The organism is Cardiobacterium hominis (assembly GCF_900637305.1).
Classification (GTDB): domain Bacteria; phylum Pseudomonadota; class Gammaproteobacteria; order Cardiobacteriales; family Cardiobacteriaceae; genus Cardiobacterium; species Cardiobacterium hominis.
Genome location: NZ_LR134365.1, coordinates 2,642,726 through 2,657,944 on the forward strand (window position 1 = coordinate 2,642,726; position 15,219 = coordinate 2,657,944).

Annotated in this window: 15 protein-coding genes, 1 tRNA gene and 1 pseudogene; 8 read left to right on the forward strand and 9 right to left on the reverse strand. The window is 55.8% G+C overall.

Annotated features, from left to right (window positions below; all coding sequences use genetic code 11):
- The first annotated feature begins 239 nt into the window (after positions 1 to 239).
- From EL199_RS12585 to EL199_RS12605, 5 genes are all read left to right on the forward strand, one after another.
- On the forward strand, positions 240 to 518 hold the full coding sequence (locus tag EL199_RS12585; protein WP_004143413.1) for a hypothetical protein: 279 nt from the start codon (positions 240 to 242) through the stop codon (positions 516 to 518).
- Positions 519 to 775: 257 nt separating this feature from the next.
- Positions 776 to 1,192, forward strand: coding sequence for an efflux RND transporter periplasmic adaptor subunit (locus EL199_RS12590; protein ID WP_004143409.1), 417 nt, complete (start codon positions 776 to 778; stop codon positions 1,190 to 1,192).
- Between the two features lie 372 nt (positions 1,193 to 1,564).
- The gene (locus tag EL199_RS12595; RefSeq protein ID WP_004143405.1) at positions 1,565 to 2,827 is read left to right on the forward strand and encodes an HlyD family efflux transporter periplasmic adaptor subunit; all 1,263 of its coding nucleotides are present in this window, start codon (positions 1,565 to 1,567) and stop codon (positions 2,825 to 2,827) included.
- Positions 2,817 to 4,949, forward strand: coding sequence for a peptidase domain-containing ABC transporter (locus EL199_RS12600; RefSeq protein WP_004143403.1), 2,133 nt, complete (start codon positions 2,817 to 2,819; stop codon positions 4,947 to 4,949). The genes EL199_RS12595 and EL199_RS12600 overlap by 11 nt, the downstream gene beginning before the upstream one ends.
- A complete protein-coding gene (locus EL199_RS12605) occupies positions 4,946 to 6,367 on the forward strand; it encodes a TolC family protein (protein ID WP_004143401.1) in 1,422 nt (473 codons plus the stop codon). Before EL199_RS12600 ends, EL199_RS12605 begins: the two co-directional genes overlap by 4 nt.
- A gap of 213 nt (positions 6,368 to 6,580) precedes the next feature.
- Here the strand turns inward: EL199_RS12605 and EL199_RS12610 are convergent, their stop codons facing one another.
- The 8 genes from EL199_RS12610 to EL199_RS12895 all read right to left on the reverse strand — a co-directional run bounded on the left by EL199_RS12610 (position 6,581) and on the right by EL199_RS12895 (position 12,229).
- The gene (locus tag EL199_RS12610; RefSeq protein ID WP_004143384.1) at positions 6,581 to 6,967 is read right to left on the reverse strand and encodes an AAA family ATPase; all 387 of its coding nucleotides are present in this window, start codon (positions 6,965 to 6,967) and stop codon (positions 6,581 to 6,583) included.
- Positions 6,968 to 7,002: 35 nt separating this feature from the next.
- Entirely contained in the window at positions 7,003 to 7,161 is a 159-nt protein-coding gene (locus tag EL199_RS12890) for a hypothetical protein (protein ID WP_004143382.1), read from the reverse strand.
- Positions 7,162 to 7,332: 171 nt separating this feature from the next.
- Positions 7,333 to 8,118, reverse strand: coding sequence for a hypothetical protein (locus tag EL199_RS12615; protein ID WP_126316108.1), 786 nt, complete (start codon positions 8,116 to 8,118; stop codon positions 7,333 to 7,335).
- Between the two features lie 396 nt (positions 8,119 to 8,514).
- Positions 8,515 to 8,985: a DIP1984 family protein gene (locus EL199_RS12620; protein ID WP_004143370.1), complete on the reverse strand. Its 471-nt coding sequence runs from the start codon at positions 8,983 to 8,985 to the stop codon at positions 8,515 to 8,517.
- Positions 8,986 to 9,000: 15 nt separating this feature from the next.
- Positions 9,001 to 9,417, reverse strand: coding sequence for a type II toxin-antitoxin system VapC family toxin (locus EL199_RS12625; RefSeq protein WP_004143368.1), 417 nt, complete (start codon positions 9,415 to 9,417; stop codon positions 9,001 to 9,003).
- Complete coding sequence (locus EL199_RS12630) at positions 9,418 to 9,675, reverse strand: hypothetical protein (RefSeq protein ID WP_004143366.1); 258 nt, start codon at positions 9,673 to 9,675, stop codon at positions 9,418 to 9,420.
- Between the two features lie 109 nt (positions 9,676 to 9,784).
- Positions 9,785 to 11,374 carry an RNA-binding protein gene (locus EL199_RS12635; protein ID WP_040356273.1) on the reverse strand — a complete coding sequence of 530 codons (1,590 nt, stop codon included), beginning with the start codon at positions 11,372 to 11,374 and terminating at the stop codon, positions 9,785 to 9,787.
- A 742-nt stretch (positions 11,375 to 12,116) separates the two neighbouring features.
- A tRNA-OTHER gene (locus EL199_RS12895) sits at positions 12,117 to 12,229 on the reverse strand.
- Between the two features lie 466 nt (positions 12,230 to 12,695).
- Between EL199_RS12895 and EL199_RS12640 the strand changes: the two are divergent.
- A pseudogene (locus tag EL199_RS12640) lies at positions 12,696 to 13,187 on the forward strand (hypothetical protein); the annotation flags it as partial.
- A gap of 132 nt (positions 13,188 to 13,319) precedes the next feature.
- Here EL199_RS12640 and EL199_RS12645 read toward each other — a convergent pair.
- On the reverse strand, positions 13,320 to 13,946 hold the full coding sequence (locus EL199_RS12645) for a DUF421 domain-containing protein (protein WP_040356270.1): 627 nt from the start codon (positions 13,944 to 13,946) through the stop codon (positions 13,320 to 13,322).
- A gap of 311 nt (positions 13,947 to 14,257) precedes the next feature.
- Between EL199_RS12645 and EL199_RS13750 the strand changes: the two genes are divergently transcribed.
- Together EL199_RS13750 and EL199_RS13400 are read left to right on the forward strand one after the other, a co-directional pair.
- Entirely contained in the window at positions 14,258 to 14,764 is a 507-nt protein-coding gene (locus EL199_RS13750) for an IS256 family transposase, variant Zn-binding type (RefSeq protein WP_449240230.1), read from the forward strand.
- Positions 14,664 to 15,146 carry an IS256 family transposase, variant Zn-binding type gene (locus EL199_RS13400; protein ID WP_232008313.1) on the forward strand — a complete coding sequence of 161 codons (483 nt, stop codon included), beginning with the start codon at positions 14,664 to 14,666 and terminating at the stop codon, positions 15,144 to 15,146. The genes EL199_RS13750 and EL199_RS13400 overlap by 101 nt, the downstream gene beginning before the upstream one ends.
- Positions 15,147 to 15,219: the final 73 nt, after the last annotated feature.

Below are 15,219 nucleotides of genomic sequence, written 5' to 3' on the forward strand. Positions count from 1 at the left end.
TTTTTCACTCGTTCAGGCGGCGCAGGGCGGCGGCGAAATGATAGGGTGTTGCGTTTTCGGTATTGCCGCAGCTATCCGCTTCGCGGATGGTTTTTCCGGTGGATTTATATTTTTAAACCCCATTTGTTAATTCATGGTAATGGCATTTAACTTGAATATTTTCTTAGGGGGGGGGCTAATATCCATACCCGCAAGTAAACTTGCATTAACTTGTTCAACAAACTTAATGGAGTAAAACCATGAAAGAGTTAACTATTAATGAAGTGAAAAAAGTATCTGGTGCAAGAGGCTTTGATTCAGGAGATTTTTCTACTATTACTGGAATGGCAGGCGCCGCTTTTGGTAATAAAGTTTTTCCTGCTTGGAGATTTGCAGGTCCTTTTTGGCCAGGTTTAGCAGCTTGGGCTTTTGTACGTTTTGTTGCTGAGCCACAAATAAATATGACAAAACAAGATGTACAGAACTTAGGACAAAACTATATTGACCGTGTTAATCGTGGTGAATACGTTCCTGACTGATATTTGTTATGGAGCCATCTTTTACTAGATGGCTCTAATACTTAATAGTAAGTATAGAATTAATGATGAGAAAATATAGCTTTATATCTTTGGTTGTTCTTTATGCCATAATACTATTTGGACTAAATTATATTATAAGAATTTTCCAAATTCAGGAACCATATCATACTATTATTATGATTATGGGGTTTGTCTTGATTGGTTTACTTAATGTTGTCTTTGGCAAATTCTTCCCCAAATAATATAGACGCAGTTATATGCTCCTATTCCGCAAGGAAGCGCTTGAAGCGCAGCAAGTTTCCGCGTTAGGGCGGATTTTGCTGTTTACGCCGCGCATTGCTGACGTCTTAATCGCGCTGGTGTTGTTATTTACGTTTTTATTGCTGCTATTCGTGATTTTCGGCAGTTATACGCGCAAGGCGACGGTCTATGGCGAGCTGGTGCCGGTGTCCGGTGTGATCAAGGTGTATCCGCCGCAAGGCGGGCGCATCGAGGCAGTCGAGGTGCAAAGCGGTGCGCGGGTGGCGAAGGGTGCGGTGTTGGTGCGCATCAACAGTGCGGTGGATACGGCGGGCGGCGATACGCAGGCGCGGGTGCTGGCCGCCTTGCAGGCGCAGCACTTGGTAAACAAACTTGCCTCTATATATCTGAATATAGAGGCAACATTTAATTAAGAAATCATGAGCTCAAATAAAAGAATATTTATAATCAATGCAATAAATATACTTTTTATTGCATTAGCCTTTGTGTCCAAGGATCACCTATATAACAACTATATAGGTAACAATTCTTTCATAAATTACGCTTTTATATTATTAACTATAATAATTAGCATAGCACTTACTATTTCAACTAATTTAGCAACTCTTACTGATAAGTATAGAAGACTTAACATTAGAAAATACTGCATTTATAATGCCATATTTCTTCCTATATTAGCTCTTATTTTCTTTCTTACTAGAGATTTTTTCCTAATAATTTATATTATGCTGCTTTTTAATGCAATTGTGTCCGCAAAATTTCTTTATCAAATTTATAATTAAGATATGTCCCTATTCCGCAAGGAAGCGCTTGAAGCGCAGCAGGTTTCCGCATTAGGGCGGATTTTGCTGTTTACGCCGCGCATTGCTGACGTCTTAATTGCGCTGGTGTTGTTGTTTACGTTTTTATTAGTGCTGTTCGTGATTTTCGGCAGCTATACGCGCAAGGCGACGGTCTATGGCGAACTGGTGCCAGTGTCCGGTGTGATCAAGGTGTATCCGCCGCAAGGCGGGCGCATCGAGGCAGTCGAGGTGCAAAGCGGTGCGCGGGTGGCGAAGGGCGCGGTATTGGCGCGCATCAACAGCGCAGTGGATACGGCGGGCGGCGATACGCAGGCGCGGGTGCTGGCCGCCTTGCAGGCGCAGCATGATGCCTTGCAGGAGAATCTCGGCCGCAATGCCCGCGCGCAAAAGGAGTATGCGGCGCAGATGACGGGGCGGCGCGAGGCGCTGGCCACGCAGGCGCAGATGCTGGCAGGGCAGGAGAAGCTGCTCGCCAGCCGGCAAGGATTGGCGGCGAAGAATGAGGTGCGCTACAAACGGCTGATGCAGCAGGATTATGTGGCGCGCGAGTCGTATGAGGAACGGGTGCAGGAGCGTTTGTCGCTGGATGTGCAGTTGCAGCAGGCAAAGCGGGAGCGGCAGTCGGTGGCGCAGCAGTTGTTGTCGCTGGATAACGAGCGCTCGCAGCAGTTGGATAGTTTCAGCCGCGAAGCGCATGAGTTGTCGCGGCAGTTGGCGCAGGTGGAAGCACAGATAGCCGAGACAGAATCGCGGCAGGCGGTATTGCTGCGCGCGCCGCAGGACGGGGTGGTGTCTGCCCTGTTTGTTGAGGCGGGGCAGCAGGCGGCGGTGAATCAGCCGCTGCTGGCTCTGGTGCCGGAGGATGCCCGCTATGAAGCGGATTTGTATGCCCTCAGCCACAATATGGGCTTCGTCCACCCCGGGCAGACGGTGTATGTGCGCTATGGCGCGTATCCGTATCAGAAGTTCGGGCAATATGCCGCGACGGTGCGGGATGTGGCGAAGACGGCATCCCCGCTCAATGAGTTGACGGATACGGTTTTCCCTGCCTTGCAGGGGCAGTCGGTGTACCGCATCCGCGCCGATTTGGCGCAGGATTTTGTTCTCGCGTATGGCGAGAAGCAGCCGTTGATGGCCGGAATGCAGTTTGAGGCGGACATCGTGCAGGAGAAGCGGCGAATTTTTGAATGGATGGTGGAGCCGCTGTTTTCTATTCGCGAGAAGTGGGGCGCTCATGCTGAATAAGCTGAAACTGGGCTTCGGGCGCAAGCTGCCGCTGCTGTTGCAGAATGAAGCGGCGGAATGCGGCCTCGCCTGCCTCGGCATGGTGAGCGGTTTTTACGGACACCGCTTCGATATGCTCACGCTGCGCCGCCGCTTCGCCACGACGCTGAAAGGCGCGACGCTGGAGCAGTTGATGGATATGGCAGGCCGTCTGCAACTGGCAAGCCGCCCGCTGCGTCTGGATTTGCACGAGCTGCGCGAGTTGCGCCTGCCCTGTGTGCTGCACTGGAATTTGAACCATTTTGTCGTGCTGCAAGCGGTCGGGCGGCAGCATATTGTGATTGTTGACCCCGCCAGCGGGCGGCGCAAGGTGCCGCTGGCCGAGGTGTCACGCGCCTTCAGCGGTATTGCCCTGGAATTGTGGCCGCTGGCGGATTTTGAGGAGAAGGACGAGGCGCGCCCCGTGCCGCTGAAGAAGCTGGTCGGACATTTGCAGGGGCTGTGGCCTGCTGTCGTCAAAATCTTGCTGCTGGCGCTGTGCATCGAGGTGTTTACCCTGCTCTCGCCGCTGTATTTGCAGTGGGTGCTGGATCAGGTGGTGGTGTCTGCTGACCGCGATTTGCTGACCACGCTCGCCATCGGTTTTGCGCTAGTCGCCATTCTGCGCGTCCTCACCACGGCGTTGCGCGGTTATTTGTTGATGTATGTGTCGTCGCTCGCCAGTGTGCAGTGGCAGAGCAATGTGTTTGCCCATCTGCTGCGCCTGCCGACGGCGTATTTCGAGAAGCGGCATATCGGCGACGTGGTGTCGCGTTTTCATGCGGTGGACAGCATTCAGCAAACGCTGTCGTCGTCGTTTTTCAGCACGGTGCTGGACGGCATCATGGGCATCGCCGTGCTGGTGATGATGATGCTGTACAGCTGGCAGTTATCGCTGCTCTCTTTTTTGCTGGTGTTCCTGTACCTGTTGCTGCGGGTGCTGTGGTACAGCCCGCTGCGCGCCACCACGGAGGAAGGGATTATTCATGCGGCGGCGCATGACAGCAATTTTCTGGAGACCATTCGCGGTATCAAGACTATCAAGCTGTTCAACAGCCAGCAGCAGCGGATGTCGCTGTGGCAAAGCCTGCTCGCCGATAAAGTGAACGCCGGGCTGCGCGTCAGCAAGTTGCAGCTTTTTTACGGCCTGGGGAGCGGACTGTTATCTGCGCTGGGTTCTATCCTGATGGTCTTCCTCGGCGCGCGCATGATTCTCGCCGGACAGTTCACCGTGGGTGCATTGATGGCCTTCATGTCGTATCAGGGGATGCTGGATTCTCGCATTACCCAGTTAATCAACAACTACTTCACCCTGAAGATGCTGCGCATCCAGACTTCCCGCCTGGGCGATATTGTGATGAGCAAGGCGGAACCCGTCGTTACTGAAATCGTCCCCACCACCCGCCAGCCGATGCGTATCCGCATTGAGCATTTGCGTTTCCGTTACAGCGAATATGAGCCGTATGTGCTGGATGATGTGTCTTTTACGATTAACACGGGCGAATCGGTGGCAATCGTTGGGGCGTCCGGCTGCGGCAAAACGACGCTGCTTAATGTATTGCTCGGCAATCTCGCCGCCGAATCAGGCGAGGTTTATCTGGATGAGCGGAAATGCAGCATGGAAGACATGATTGCCGCGCGCAACCGCATGGGCATTGTGATGCAGGATGATGTCCTCTTTGCCGGCTCGATTAGCGACAATATTGCATTCTTCGCCACGCCAGCCGATCAGGAGAAAGTGGTGATGAGTGCCAGACTGGCTGCCATCCATGATGAAATCGAAGCGATGCCGATGGGGTATCACACACTGGTAGGCGACATGGGCACGGTCTTTTCCGGCGGGCAGAAGCAGCGCATCCTGCTTGCCCGCGCGCTCTACCGCGAGCCGGACGTGCTCTTTCTCGACGAAGCGACCAGCCATCTCGATATTGCCCGCGAAAATGCCGTCAATCAGGCGGTGCGCGCCCTGCCGGTGACCCGCGTGATTATTGCGCACCGCATGGAAACCATCTTGAGCACCGAGCGGGTTATCGTGCTGGAACAGGGGAAAATAAAAATGGACATGAGCCGCGATGATTTTCTGCACATGAGGATGCCGTCTTGAAATGCCCCCGCCACATCATTCTTGCCATCCCGTTTTTCCTCGCCGCCTGCGCACCGGATGATTATCGCGACGACAGCTTTTTGCATGACCCCTTCCGCGTCAAAACCGTGATGCAGGAAACCCTGCATGAAACCCCGCGCCTACTGCCGGAGGATTGCCCCGCACCAGACTGGCAGCAACTGGATTTCGCACAAAGCATTGCCACCGGCCTGTGTCATCACCCCGAAACCCGCGCCGCTTATGCCGCCATCGAAAAACAGGCGGCAGCCTGGGGCGAAACACAAGGCAGCTATTTGCCGACGCTATCCCTGAGTTACCGCAAAGAACGCAGTCAGCAGAAAACGGCGGTCAAAAGCGCCACCCCCGCCGCACGAAACCGTCAGTACCCTGACCGCAGCTTGCTGGAATTGCAATGGGTACTCTTCGATTTTGGCGAACGTGCGGCAAGAAGCGCGCAAAACCGCAGTCAAATCAAAGCCGCTGCTGCCGCTTACGACCGGCAGTTGCAACAGCGCTACCGCACCATTGCCAACCATTACCTCAATCTGGACATCGAACAGCGCCGCATGGAAATTGCCGAACAAAACATGGATGTGACCGCCGAAGGCAAGGCCAGCGCGCAAACCCTGCACGAAGAAGGCGTCGTGATTGCTGCCGATGTCAGCCAGGCAGAAGTGGAATACGACGCCGCCCGCCTGCAATACCTGCAAGCCGAAAGGGACAGGGACAATGCCGCCGCCGCACTCGCCGAAAGCATGGGCTATCCTGCCAATACCGCCCTGCATCATGCGCCATTGCCGGACAACCCCTTTTCTGCCGACACCTTCGCCAACATCGAGCAGCTTATCGGGGCAGCGATGGATACCCATCCCGATATCAAAGAAGCGAAAGCGGCACTGGAGGCAACGAAAGCCGCCGTGCAAGCGGTGAAAAAAGCTGGTGCGCCGCAAGTCTTCCTCTACGCCAACACGCAGGATAACGCCCACCTGCGCACAGGTGGCGGCCTTTCCTACCGCGAGCGGGAAAACACCATCGGTCTCGGCATCCGCTGGCCGCTGTTCGAGGGCTACAAACGCCACTATCAAGAGAAGGCGCTACTGGCGCAGCAAGAACAGGAAGAAGCAGCACTTGCCGCCTTGCAAAGCCGACTGTCACTAGAAATGCGCCAGGCCTATCGCCAACTGACAACCGCCGTCGAAAAACAGGCGATAGCGGAAAAGAGCGCTGCATCCGCCCAGCTCAATTACCAGACACGGCTGGGACGCTACCGCGCCGGCGTCGGCAGCCTGAATGAACTGTTACAGGCACAACGCTCGCTGAACACCATGCGCATCGCCCTGGCCGACGCCACTCGTGAACGGCATCAGGCGGCACTGCAATTGCTGTTCAGCGTCGGCAAGGCGTTTCCTGCCGAATGAGAGGGCGATTAACCCCGCTTGGTAACTGCCACGAATCCAAGTTTTACCCCGCTTGGAGAGCCCAGTAATGACGCCGCTTGGCGGCCGCCCTGCCCTTTTCAATAAATCGCACGACTATCCTGCCTAGTAGATTCAGTGTTTGCGTCGCTTACCGCATCCAAAGACAACCATAAAAAAACGGCGGAATAACCGCCGTTTTTTGCCGAGACCATTTCATTTCCAGTCATCGTCATCATCTTCATCGTCACGCAGGCGGTAGATTTTTTCGGCGAATTTGTGTTTGCGCGCGAGTCGCAGCAGGTGGATGCAGGCGGCGGATTTTTGGTTGGTGTTGGAGTTGATGATGAGGATGTGTTCGTGCGGGTTGGCGCGGCCGCGTTCGCAGGCTTCCTGCATCATGGCGAGGCCTTTTCGTTGTGCGGCGTCCACCGCTGGGCCGGAGAAACGGTATTCGCCGTTTTCGTCGGTCAGGAGCAGGTCGTTTTCGATGTGGACGATGTGCGCGTCCGGGTATTGTTTTTGGAAGGCGGCGATTTGTGCGTGGGCGAAGGTGGTTTTGCCCGATCCTTGGTGGCCGCGCAGGAGGATGAATTGTTGCATGGGGTTTCCTTTTGTCATGTTGGTGTTTTTGTTGTTCAGTCCGTCGCCGAGGCGATGATGCCGGTGTAGCGGCCATTGTGCGGGCTATACACGGTCCAGAAGTGGACGCCGCCGCAGCGATGGTAGTCGCGGATAGCGGCGGCAATGGCAGGGTTTTTCTCGATGATTAGGCCGGTTGGCGGCAGGGTTTTCATGGCTGTCGGGTGATAGGGGTTTTGTTTGATGGGGTCAAGCGCCCAGGTTTTTTCCCGCTTGGCGGAGTCGCCCAGCGTTTCTTTTCTGTCATTGCGTTACAGGTCAGCGGGGAAGGGATGCTGCGTTGCGCGCAAAGCCTGTGTTTATCCCGCTTGGCGGGCTGAACGGTTTTAGGTTTGCGCGGGGGTGTCGATGCTGCCGGTCATCCAGTAGAGTCCGCTGATGATGTTGCCCGCTTGCGGCGGCGTGGTGAAGGCTTTTGCCGGATAGACGGCTTCGATTTCCATGCCGTAGGTGGCGAGGCGGCACCAGTAGTAGGTTTGGCCGGTGAGGGCGTTGGTTTTGCAGGCGGTCGCGAGGACGGTGCCATTGATCATGGCGGTCGGGCGCGGCAGGCCGCTGTTGGTGAACATGCCGGTGGGGATGACAGCGTTCGCGGCGATGCTGCCTTCGCCGGTTTGCGTCGCGGTGTAGGCGGCGGTATCAGCGTAGGTGCTGATGTCGTCGTCAGCGATGGCGATGAGGCGCGCGGTCGTGGTTTTACCGGGCAGTTTGCGCGGCAGCAGCTGGCCGTTCGGGACGGAGATGATGAGCGGGTAGTCGCCGTCGCTGCATTCGTCGCCGTCGAAGGTGCGGCCATTCAGCCACAGGTGGATTTCCGCCGTGCCGTCGTCTTCAACGCGCGAGAGGCCCTGAATGGCGACGTGTTGCACGGTCGTGGCGTGGTAGGCGGGTTCGACGGCGCGGATGTTGCCGTGTTTGTCGGTATTGAGCCACAGTTGCGCGCCGCTTTCGTCGTCGTAGCGGTGGTATTCCATGGTTTTGCCTTCGTATGTGGCACTGATGTGGTCAATGCAGCGGTGGATGAGGTGTTCGAAGGCGTCGTCGTTTTGGCTGTCGAAGCCGATGGCGCTGTAATGGCTCATGATGGGTTTCCAGTCGTGGGTTGGCGTCAAGTGTGCCTGTTTTTTCTCCCCTTCCGGTCTTTAGCGACCGTCCGGGATTCCCCGGCAAGCGGGTTTTGCCTTTGTCTGGCGGGCGAGCCTGCTCGATGATGTTTGTGCGGCATAACGGTTTCCCGCGCCACCCTCCCTCGTTATTTCAAGCCGATATCTGGTTGTATGGGTTCGTTGTGTGGGTTGCTGTTGCGCTGTTGGATGAGCGATGTTGGGCGGTCGTTGTTCGGTTTAACGGTAGCCCGCTACCAGCTCCAATTGCTTTTAAGGGTTTGACATCCACATCTTGAAGTAACTACTGAAACGGTTATGCCGCTTGGGTTTTATGGTCCTTTTTGCTGCATGGCGTAAGGGTTATGAGGAATGTTTTTTCCATTAACGCCATAATTTTATGCCTTAGCCAGCCTCCTCTTCCGCAATGTCGTTTTCCCAGTTCGCCTGCTGGATTTGGATATCCAGTTCGCGGCAGCGTTTGGCGACGTTGTCCGCCTCAACCCGCAGGGCACGGATGTCCACGGCGGCGAGGGTGCGGATTTCGCTGCGGCTGTAGCGGGACTGGTCGGCCATGGCGGCGTCGGCGACTTTGCCGAGCATGGCGTGTTCGGCTTTCAAGCGGTCGCGCTCGGCCAGTGCCGCCAGCATGGTGGTGCCGTCGGCGAGGGTCACGTTGTGGTTGGCGCGGTTGATGGCGACGATAAGACGGGTCAGCGCCGCCGCACTGCGGCGGTAGTCGGTGAGCAGGTCCTGCGGGTCTTCGGCAGGCGCTTCACCTTCCTGGTATTGGGCGTTTTGTTGCAGGCGGGCGCCGAGTTGCGCTAGTTTGCGTTGCAGGTCGGCGCGTTCGATAAGGGCTTGGGCAAGTTTCATGGTTGTTGTTCCTTTTTATTCAAATGGGTTTTCCAGCATCAGCGGTAATCCTTGGAAATCTCGCACGTTACGGGTAACAGGGGTCCGGTTATGCGCGATAGCGGTTGCCGCGATATAGGCGTCGTTTATTGGCCGTTTAGCGGGGATGTGTAATTGTACGCATATGAGCGCGACTTCTGTATCAACAGACAATGTCCTGGTACGGTAGGCAGGCAAGAGGCGGTTGGTGAACCAGTTATCGAGCGATGCCGCCTGCGCTTGGTCTTTGCGGGCAAGGGACAGGATGCCCGTGCGTATTTCTGTGATGCTGACGACGCTGATTTTGGTCTGCATCAGGTTAATGCTGTATGCCCAACGCTGTACTTGCGGGTGTATTTTTCCTGAATCGAGCTTTTTCAATTCGGAAATGATGTTGGTGTCGAGCAGATACATTTAGTCAAACGCTATGATGCGGGGTAATGATTTGTCACGCTCAAATTCGATTTCTATTTCCGCGGCGGGATGGTAGCCGCCAAGGGCTTCCGCGATGGTGAGTGTTTCCGGTTCTGCCGGTTCGGTTTGTCGGGCGATAAAGCTGCGCATGTAATTACGCAGGAGTTCGGCGGCGTCAAGGTGTTGCCGGGCGGCGGCACGGTTAAAGGCTTGTTGCAGGGCGTCATTGACGCTGAATGTGTAGTGGCTTTGGTGCATGGTGTTTTCCTTTTTCCAGTGATGTGCGGCTACTTTATGTTGTCCCGCTTGCCTGGGCAATGCGTTATCGTATCCCCCTTCCCCCGCAAGCGGGGGAAGGGATTGGGCGTTACGCTGCTTCGCGCAGCAGTTCGATGGCTTCGATGTTACGCACCCAGTGGTCGTCGCCGCTGTTGTGCGTCGCGAAGTCGCCGAGCAGGGTGAAGACGTGGTCGCTGAAACCGCCGATGTTGAGGATGTCCGCGCGGTTTTTCGCGGGCGTCGTCACATACGGCTGGATGTCGATGCAGACGAGTTTGGCCTGCGGGCAGCGCCGTTTCAGAGTGTCCCATTCGGCGAGCAGGGCGCTTTTGTGGCCGTGCACCTGATCCGCCCACGATTCGTTGTCCGAGACGATGATGACCATGTCAACGCGCGCTTTTTCGCGATTAAGCAGGCGCAGCGGCGCGCTGCACGCGGTGCCGCCCCCGCCGATGTCCGCCAGTTTTTCGGCGTTGGTCATGATGCTGTCGCGCGGGTTGAGGCGCACGTTCACCGTGACCATTTCGAACGGGATGACGCGGGCCTGCGGGTTATGGCGCAGCACGGCGGCGCTGATGAGCGCGGCGACGTCGATACAGCGGGTTTTGCTGGTTGCACCTGCGCGATAGCCGGTGACGGGGCTTTGCATCGAGCCGGAGACGTCCGGACAGACGACGATGTTGCCCGGTAGCTGCGGCACGTTTTGCACCGCGATTTCCATCGCATCCTGCAAGGCGTCACGGATGGTGCCCGGTATGGCATCACCGGCGGCCTGCCAGGTGGTAAGCAGTTGGTACGGCATGGCATGAGCACGGGCGATGGCAGCCGGGTCGCGCAGTTTGGCGGCGACGCTACGGATGTGTCTGTCTTTGTTGTGTTTGTCTTTATCAAAAACGCCGTGGCGCGCGAAGGTGTTGAGATTCTGCCGCACTTGCTGCCATGAGCCGTTCTTCGCGATTTGCGCCCAGGCATCGCCGTCCAGGTTGAGCGCGGTCAGCATCTGGAAGGGGACAGGCGGCAGCGCGCCACGCGGTTTGCTTTTGTTGCGTTTGTAGGTTTCAAAGGCAGCAGTCAAAGGCGGCAGGGCGGCGTATTCATACGGCTTGCCGATGAGCCAGGCGAACCAGGCGGCGCGCCATGCTTCGCGCGGCTGCGGGTGCACCATTTTCACCACGTCCGCCAGCGACGGGTTGTTGCCGATGGCAGCATTAAGCAGTTGCGTTTCCGTCGCGGTGTTCAGCCAGTGCTGGATGAGTTTTTTTGGGCGGGTACCGAAGGACTTGCGCCCAACCACGCCGCTGCGCACGATTTGCGCGAAGTTGCGCAGCATCTTGCCGCTGTCCACGACGCGGTCAAACACCGCCGCGCACAGCGCTACGTCGCGCACCGCCAGCACCGCCAACAGCAGCGCGGGCATGTCTTTCATGTAGCCGCGTTCGCGGGCGTAAATCGCAGTCTTGGCAAGAAATTCCGGGGAAACCTGCCGAGCGAGTTCGAGCACTTGCGTCAGTTGGCTTTCCGCACTTGCATAGTAGGTGCTGTTCAGGCAGCCGGTGGCGGCAAGCTGCGCCAGTTGTTGTGCCGGGGTTTGCGTGTAGGCGCGGCCGCCCGCTTCGTTGTAGGTGTCGGTGGCAGTCTGTTTTTGTTTGCGCGATGGGAACAGTTTGAAATTAGCCATGATTTTTGTCCTTCTTATATGAATTTGAGATGGCGACAAGTCGTGGCAGGACGTCGTTTTCGAGATGTAGTCCTGCCGGCATTCGCCAGATGCGCCGTGCTGCATGGCAGCGTGACGCGGCGGGTTGCCTGGATGCCCACAGCGGACATCCTGCAAACAAAACGGTTATGCAACCCGCCGCGCCACAGCGGCGCAACGCATAGCGGACAACAAGAGTGAAGAAACAGACGGTCGTGTTCTACCGCTAAACTACCCTGCCATCGTGCAGCAGGGGCGGGATTCGAACCCGCGCCACGACCCGGGAATGCTGTAATTCCTTCGGCATTTGTCCGCTCTGCGCTACACCGCGCGACGCAGCGCAGGACAGTCAACGAGGGGTGAAGAAATTTTTACGTGCTCTACCTCTGAGCTACCCTGCCATTGATGGCGGCAGGGACGGGATTCGAACCCGCGACCACGAGCGTTGGAAGCTGTAATTCCTTCGGCATTTGACTGCCCTGCGCTACACCGCGCGACGCAGCGCAGGACAGTCAACGAGGGGTGAAGAAATCGTTACGTGCTCTACCTCTGAGCTACCCTGCCATTGCTGGCGGCAGGGGCGGGATTCGAACCCGCGACCACGAGCGTTGGAAGCTGTAATTCCTTCGGCATTTGACTGCCCTGCGCTACACCGCAAGGGCATAGCGCCGCGCCGACGAGGTAGCGGGAAACACGCCATGTTCTATCCAACTGAACTACCCGTTGGCGGGCCAACGGGGCGGGACTCGAACCCGCGACCTTGTTTTTCTGTAGTTTCCCGCGCATTCGGCGCGTACAGATAACGAGGGGAGAAGAAACCTTTTCCGCGCGGCTACCCTTTCGCCTCGGCATCCGGAGACACCGGCGGGACTCGAACCCGCTATCACGGAACCCTTGATGTAGTTCCTTCGGCATTTATCTGCACCTACCTTACTGCCGGGGATGTGCCAAATCGCAAAAGGCCGCAAAAAACTTTCACAACACAATGATAATAAAGAGAGAAATTGAAGCGCATGTGGCAAGAGATTTATCCAGAAATCGTAAGAAAACTATCCATATAAATCGTTATCTAGAAAATAAGATAGAAATCTCGCGTATGCCTATCCCGCCCGTTTGGCAGTGTTCTTGCAAAGAACGCATTCCCGGTTTTCAGCTGGCAAAACGTCCGCCTCACCCTCGACCGCACGACATGGGAATACGGCAAATCCTGTATCAACATCCTGGTGCTGACCATCGTCTGGCGTGGTGTTGCTATCCCTGAACTATGGGAAACGCTGGATAAAAAGGGAACGCCAACACAGGCGAACGAATAGTTTTGCTGGAACTTTCCCGTGAGACCTTTTCCGAAGTCCATATAGAAACCCGCTATGCCGACCGGGAATTCATTGACAATGAATGGCTGGCGTATCTGCGTCAAGCCGGGATTTCTTACTGCATCCGCTGCAAGGAAAACGCGCAGATAGCGGGAAAAGGTGGCACAAGACAGGCGTTGGATGGCCACTTACAGGCGCTGAAAACAGGTGAGGGTAAAAGATTGGGGCCGGTGATGCTGTATGGGCAACAACACTATCTTGAGGCAACCCGTCTGAGCGACGGGCAACTGCTGGTGGTTTGCAGTGACAAAGAGGGTAAGGGGATTGAAGCATACGGTAAGCGTTGGCAGGCCTGTGCAAAGTTTATTCCGGGCGGGGTTGGACCGGCTGGTTTCTGTGTTATTCAGGGGGATATGAGGCCGTTGGAGGTATTAGGCGGTGAGGTGATGGATTTACTGGTGGTCAAGGAGGATGTGGGATAAAGAATCTTTTTGTCGTGTACGAAGGGGGATGAATAAAACCCGGGTTCTTCCGCAGGGCAGGGCACTATGCAGCAGACAGGCATGACAGCCCTTGCTGCCGCCAAGCGGGATAAAACCTGGGTTCCCGATGTCTCAATACCCCGTCACCGTTATCTCTCCGCTGTCGTATTCCGCGAGGAACACCGCGTCCACCTCCGCATAGCCCTGCGCCTGCAATGCCGCCAGTAGCCAGGCTTCGTCCTTGTCGATCATTTCCAGCGTGGCGTGCTGGATGACACCGTCGGTAATCAGCGGGTATTTCGGCTTCTCTTCGTCCATCTGCGTGATGATGAGCTGTCCGTCCTGTTCGAGGATGGCCTGTTTGACGTCTTTCACCGCATACACGCCTTTTGCACGCAGTTTGAAGGCGAGTTCATGCGCCGATATGCCCACCCGCCGTATCGCTTCCACATCCAGCTGGCCACGTGAAATCAGCAGCACCGGCTGTCCGTCCACCATCCGCTTGACCAGGTTGTTGTGTTTTTTCAGCCAGCGTAGCGACAGCACCAGCGCGAACCAGATCACCAGGATTAGCAGGAATTCAAGTATGGTGATGTCGGGGTTGTAAATCACCCCGCCGACAATCCCGCCCAGCACATAGTTCTGCACTTGATCGCTGGCCGAGGCGGGCGCGAGATTGCCTTTGCCGGTCAGGTTGATGACCAGCACCAGTGCCAGGAAACCGAGAATCAGCTTGACTGCAACTAATAGGTAAAACATCGCCGTATTCCTTAAGTAGATAAAACACTGCGCCATTTTAGCGCAGCACACGGCAAGGCCGTGCCCGCCTGTCTGCGCGTTAACTGCACCGTTGGCGGACTTCTTGTCTTGCATGTATGGCTATGCGGCAAAGGCTGTATTTGTTCTGCCTGGCCGCGAACCCAGTGTTTGCCTCGCTTGGCGCAGCCCGAAGTTTTAGGCGTATAGGACAAAAAAGGAGCCAAGAATCGCTGTAAGCCTTATGCTGCAAGGCTTTAAGCGGGGTCAAAGGCTTTGAACACAAAAAATGCTTTTTCTGCGGCTCAAAGCAGATCAAAAAAGATGGCTGGCAAAATGGCAAGCAACGATATAAATGCAAGGCTTGCGGCAAACGTTTTGACGGCGGCAAGCGCCTTCAAAACGACGAGCTTTGGACAGCTTATAGCGCAGGCAAACAAACGGCCGCGCAGCTTGCCAAGCAGTATGGATGCAGCAGCAAAACCATCTATCGCCGCCTTCGCAGTGTGCAAATCAGGGAGCGCTACCCGCTGCCCGAAAAAGCCAACATCATCATGGATACCACGTACTTCGGACGCAGTTTCGGCGTGATGGTGCTGATGGACAGCATCAGCCAGCAGGCGCTGTCCGTCGATGAAGTCAAATACGAAACCAACGCCCTGTATGCCGCGGCGCTGAGCGAGCTTCGGGAAAAAGGCGTTGTAATACAGAGCATCGTTTGTGACGGGCGGAAAGGATTGTTGCAGCTGTTCCCCGAGATTCCCGCGCAGCTATGCCCAGTTTCACCAGGTCAAAACCGTCAGCCGTTATCTGACACGTAACCCGAAAACGGCGGCAGGCAAGGCGCTGTGGCGACTGACGCTCACCCTGAAGGACAGCGGCAAGACAGCGTTTCAAGGCGCGCTGCAGGCATGGTTTGAGCAGCATGAGGGCTTCCTCAACGAACGAACGGTCAACGAGGAAAGCGGCAGTTCGCACTACACGCACAAGACGCTGAGAAGCGCGTATTTGAGCCTGAAACGGAACTTGGACTACCTGTTTACCTTTGAAGCGTATCCCGTTTTGGGCATGTGCAACACCACCAATTTGCTGGATGGGCGCTTTGCCGACTTAAAGCGCAAATTGGGGTGTCATCACGGGATGAAAAGAGATAATAAGGTCAGGTTTATAAAGGATTATTTCGCCATGCCTGACGATGGATAGCTCCTTTTTTGTCCTATAGACACAAGGTCCTCCAAGATGGCTCCTTTTTTGTCCTATACGCCTGAAACGGCGG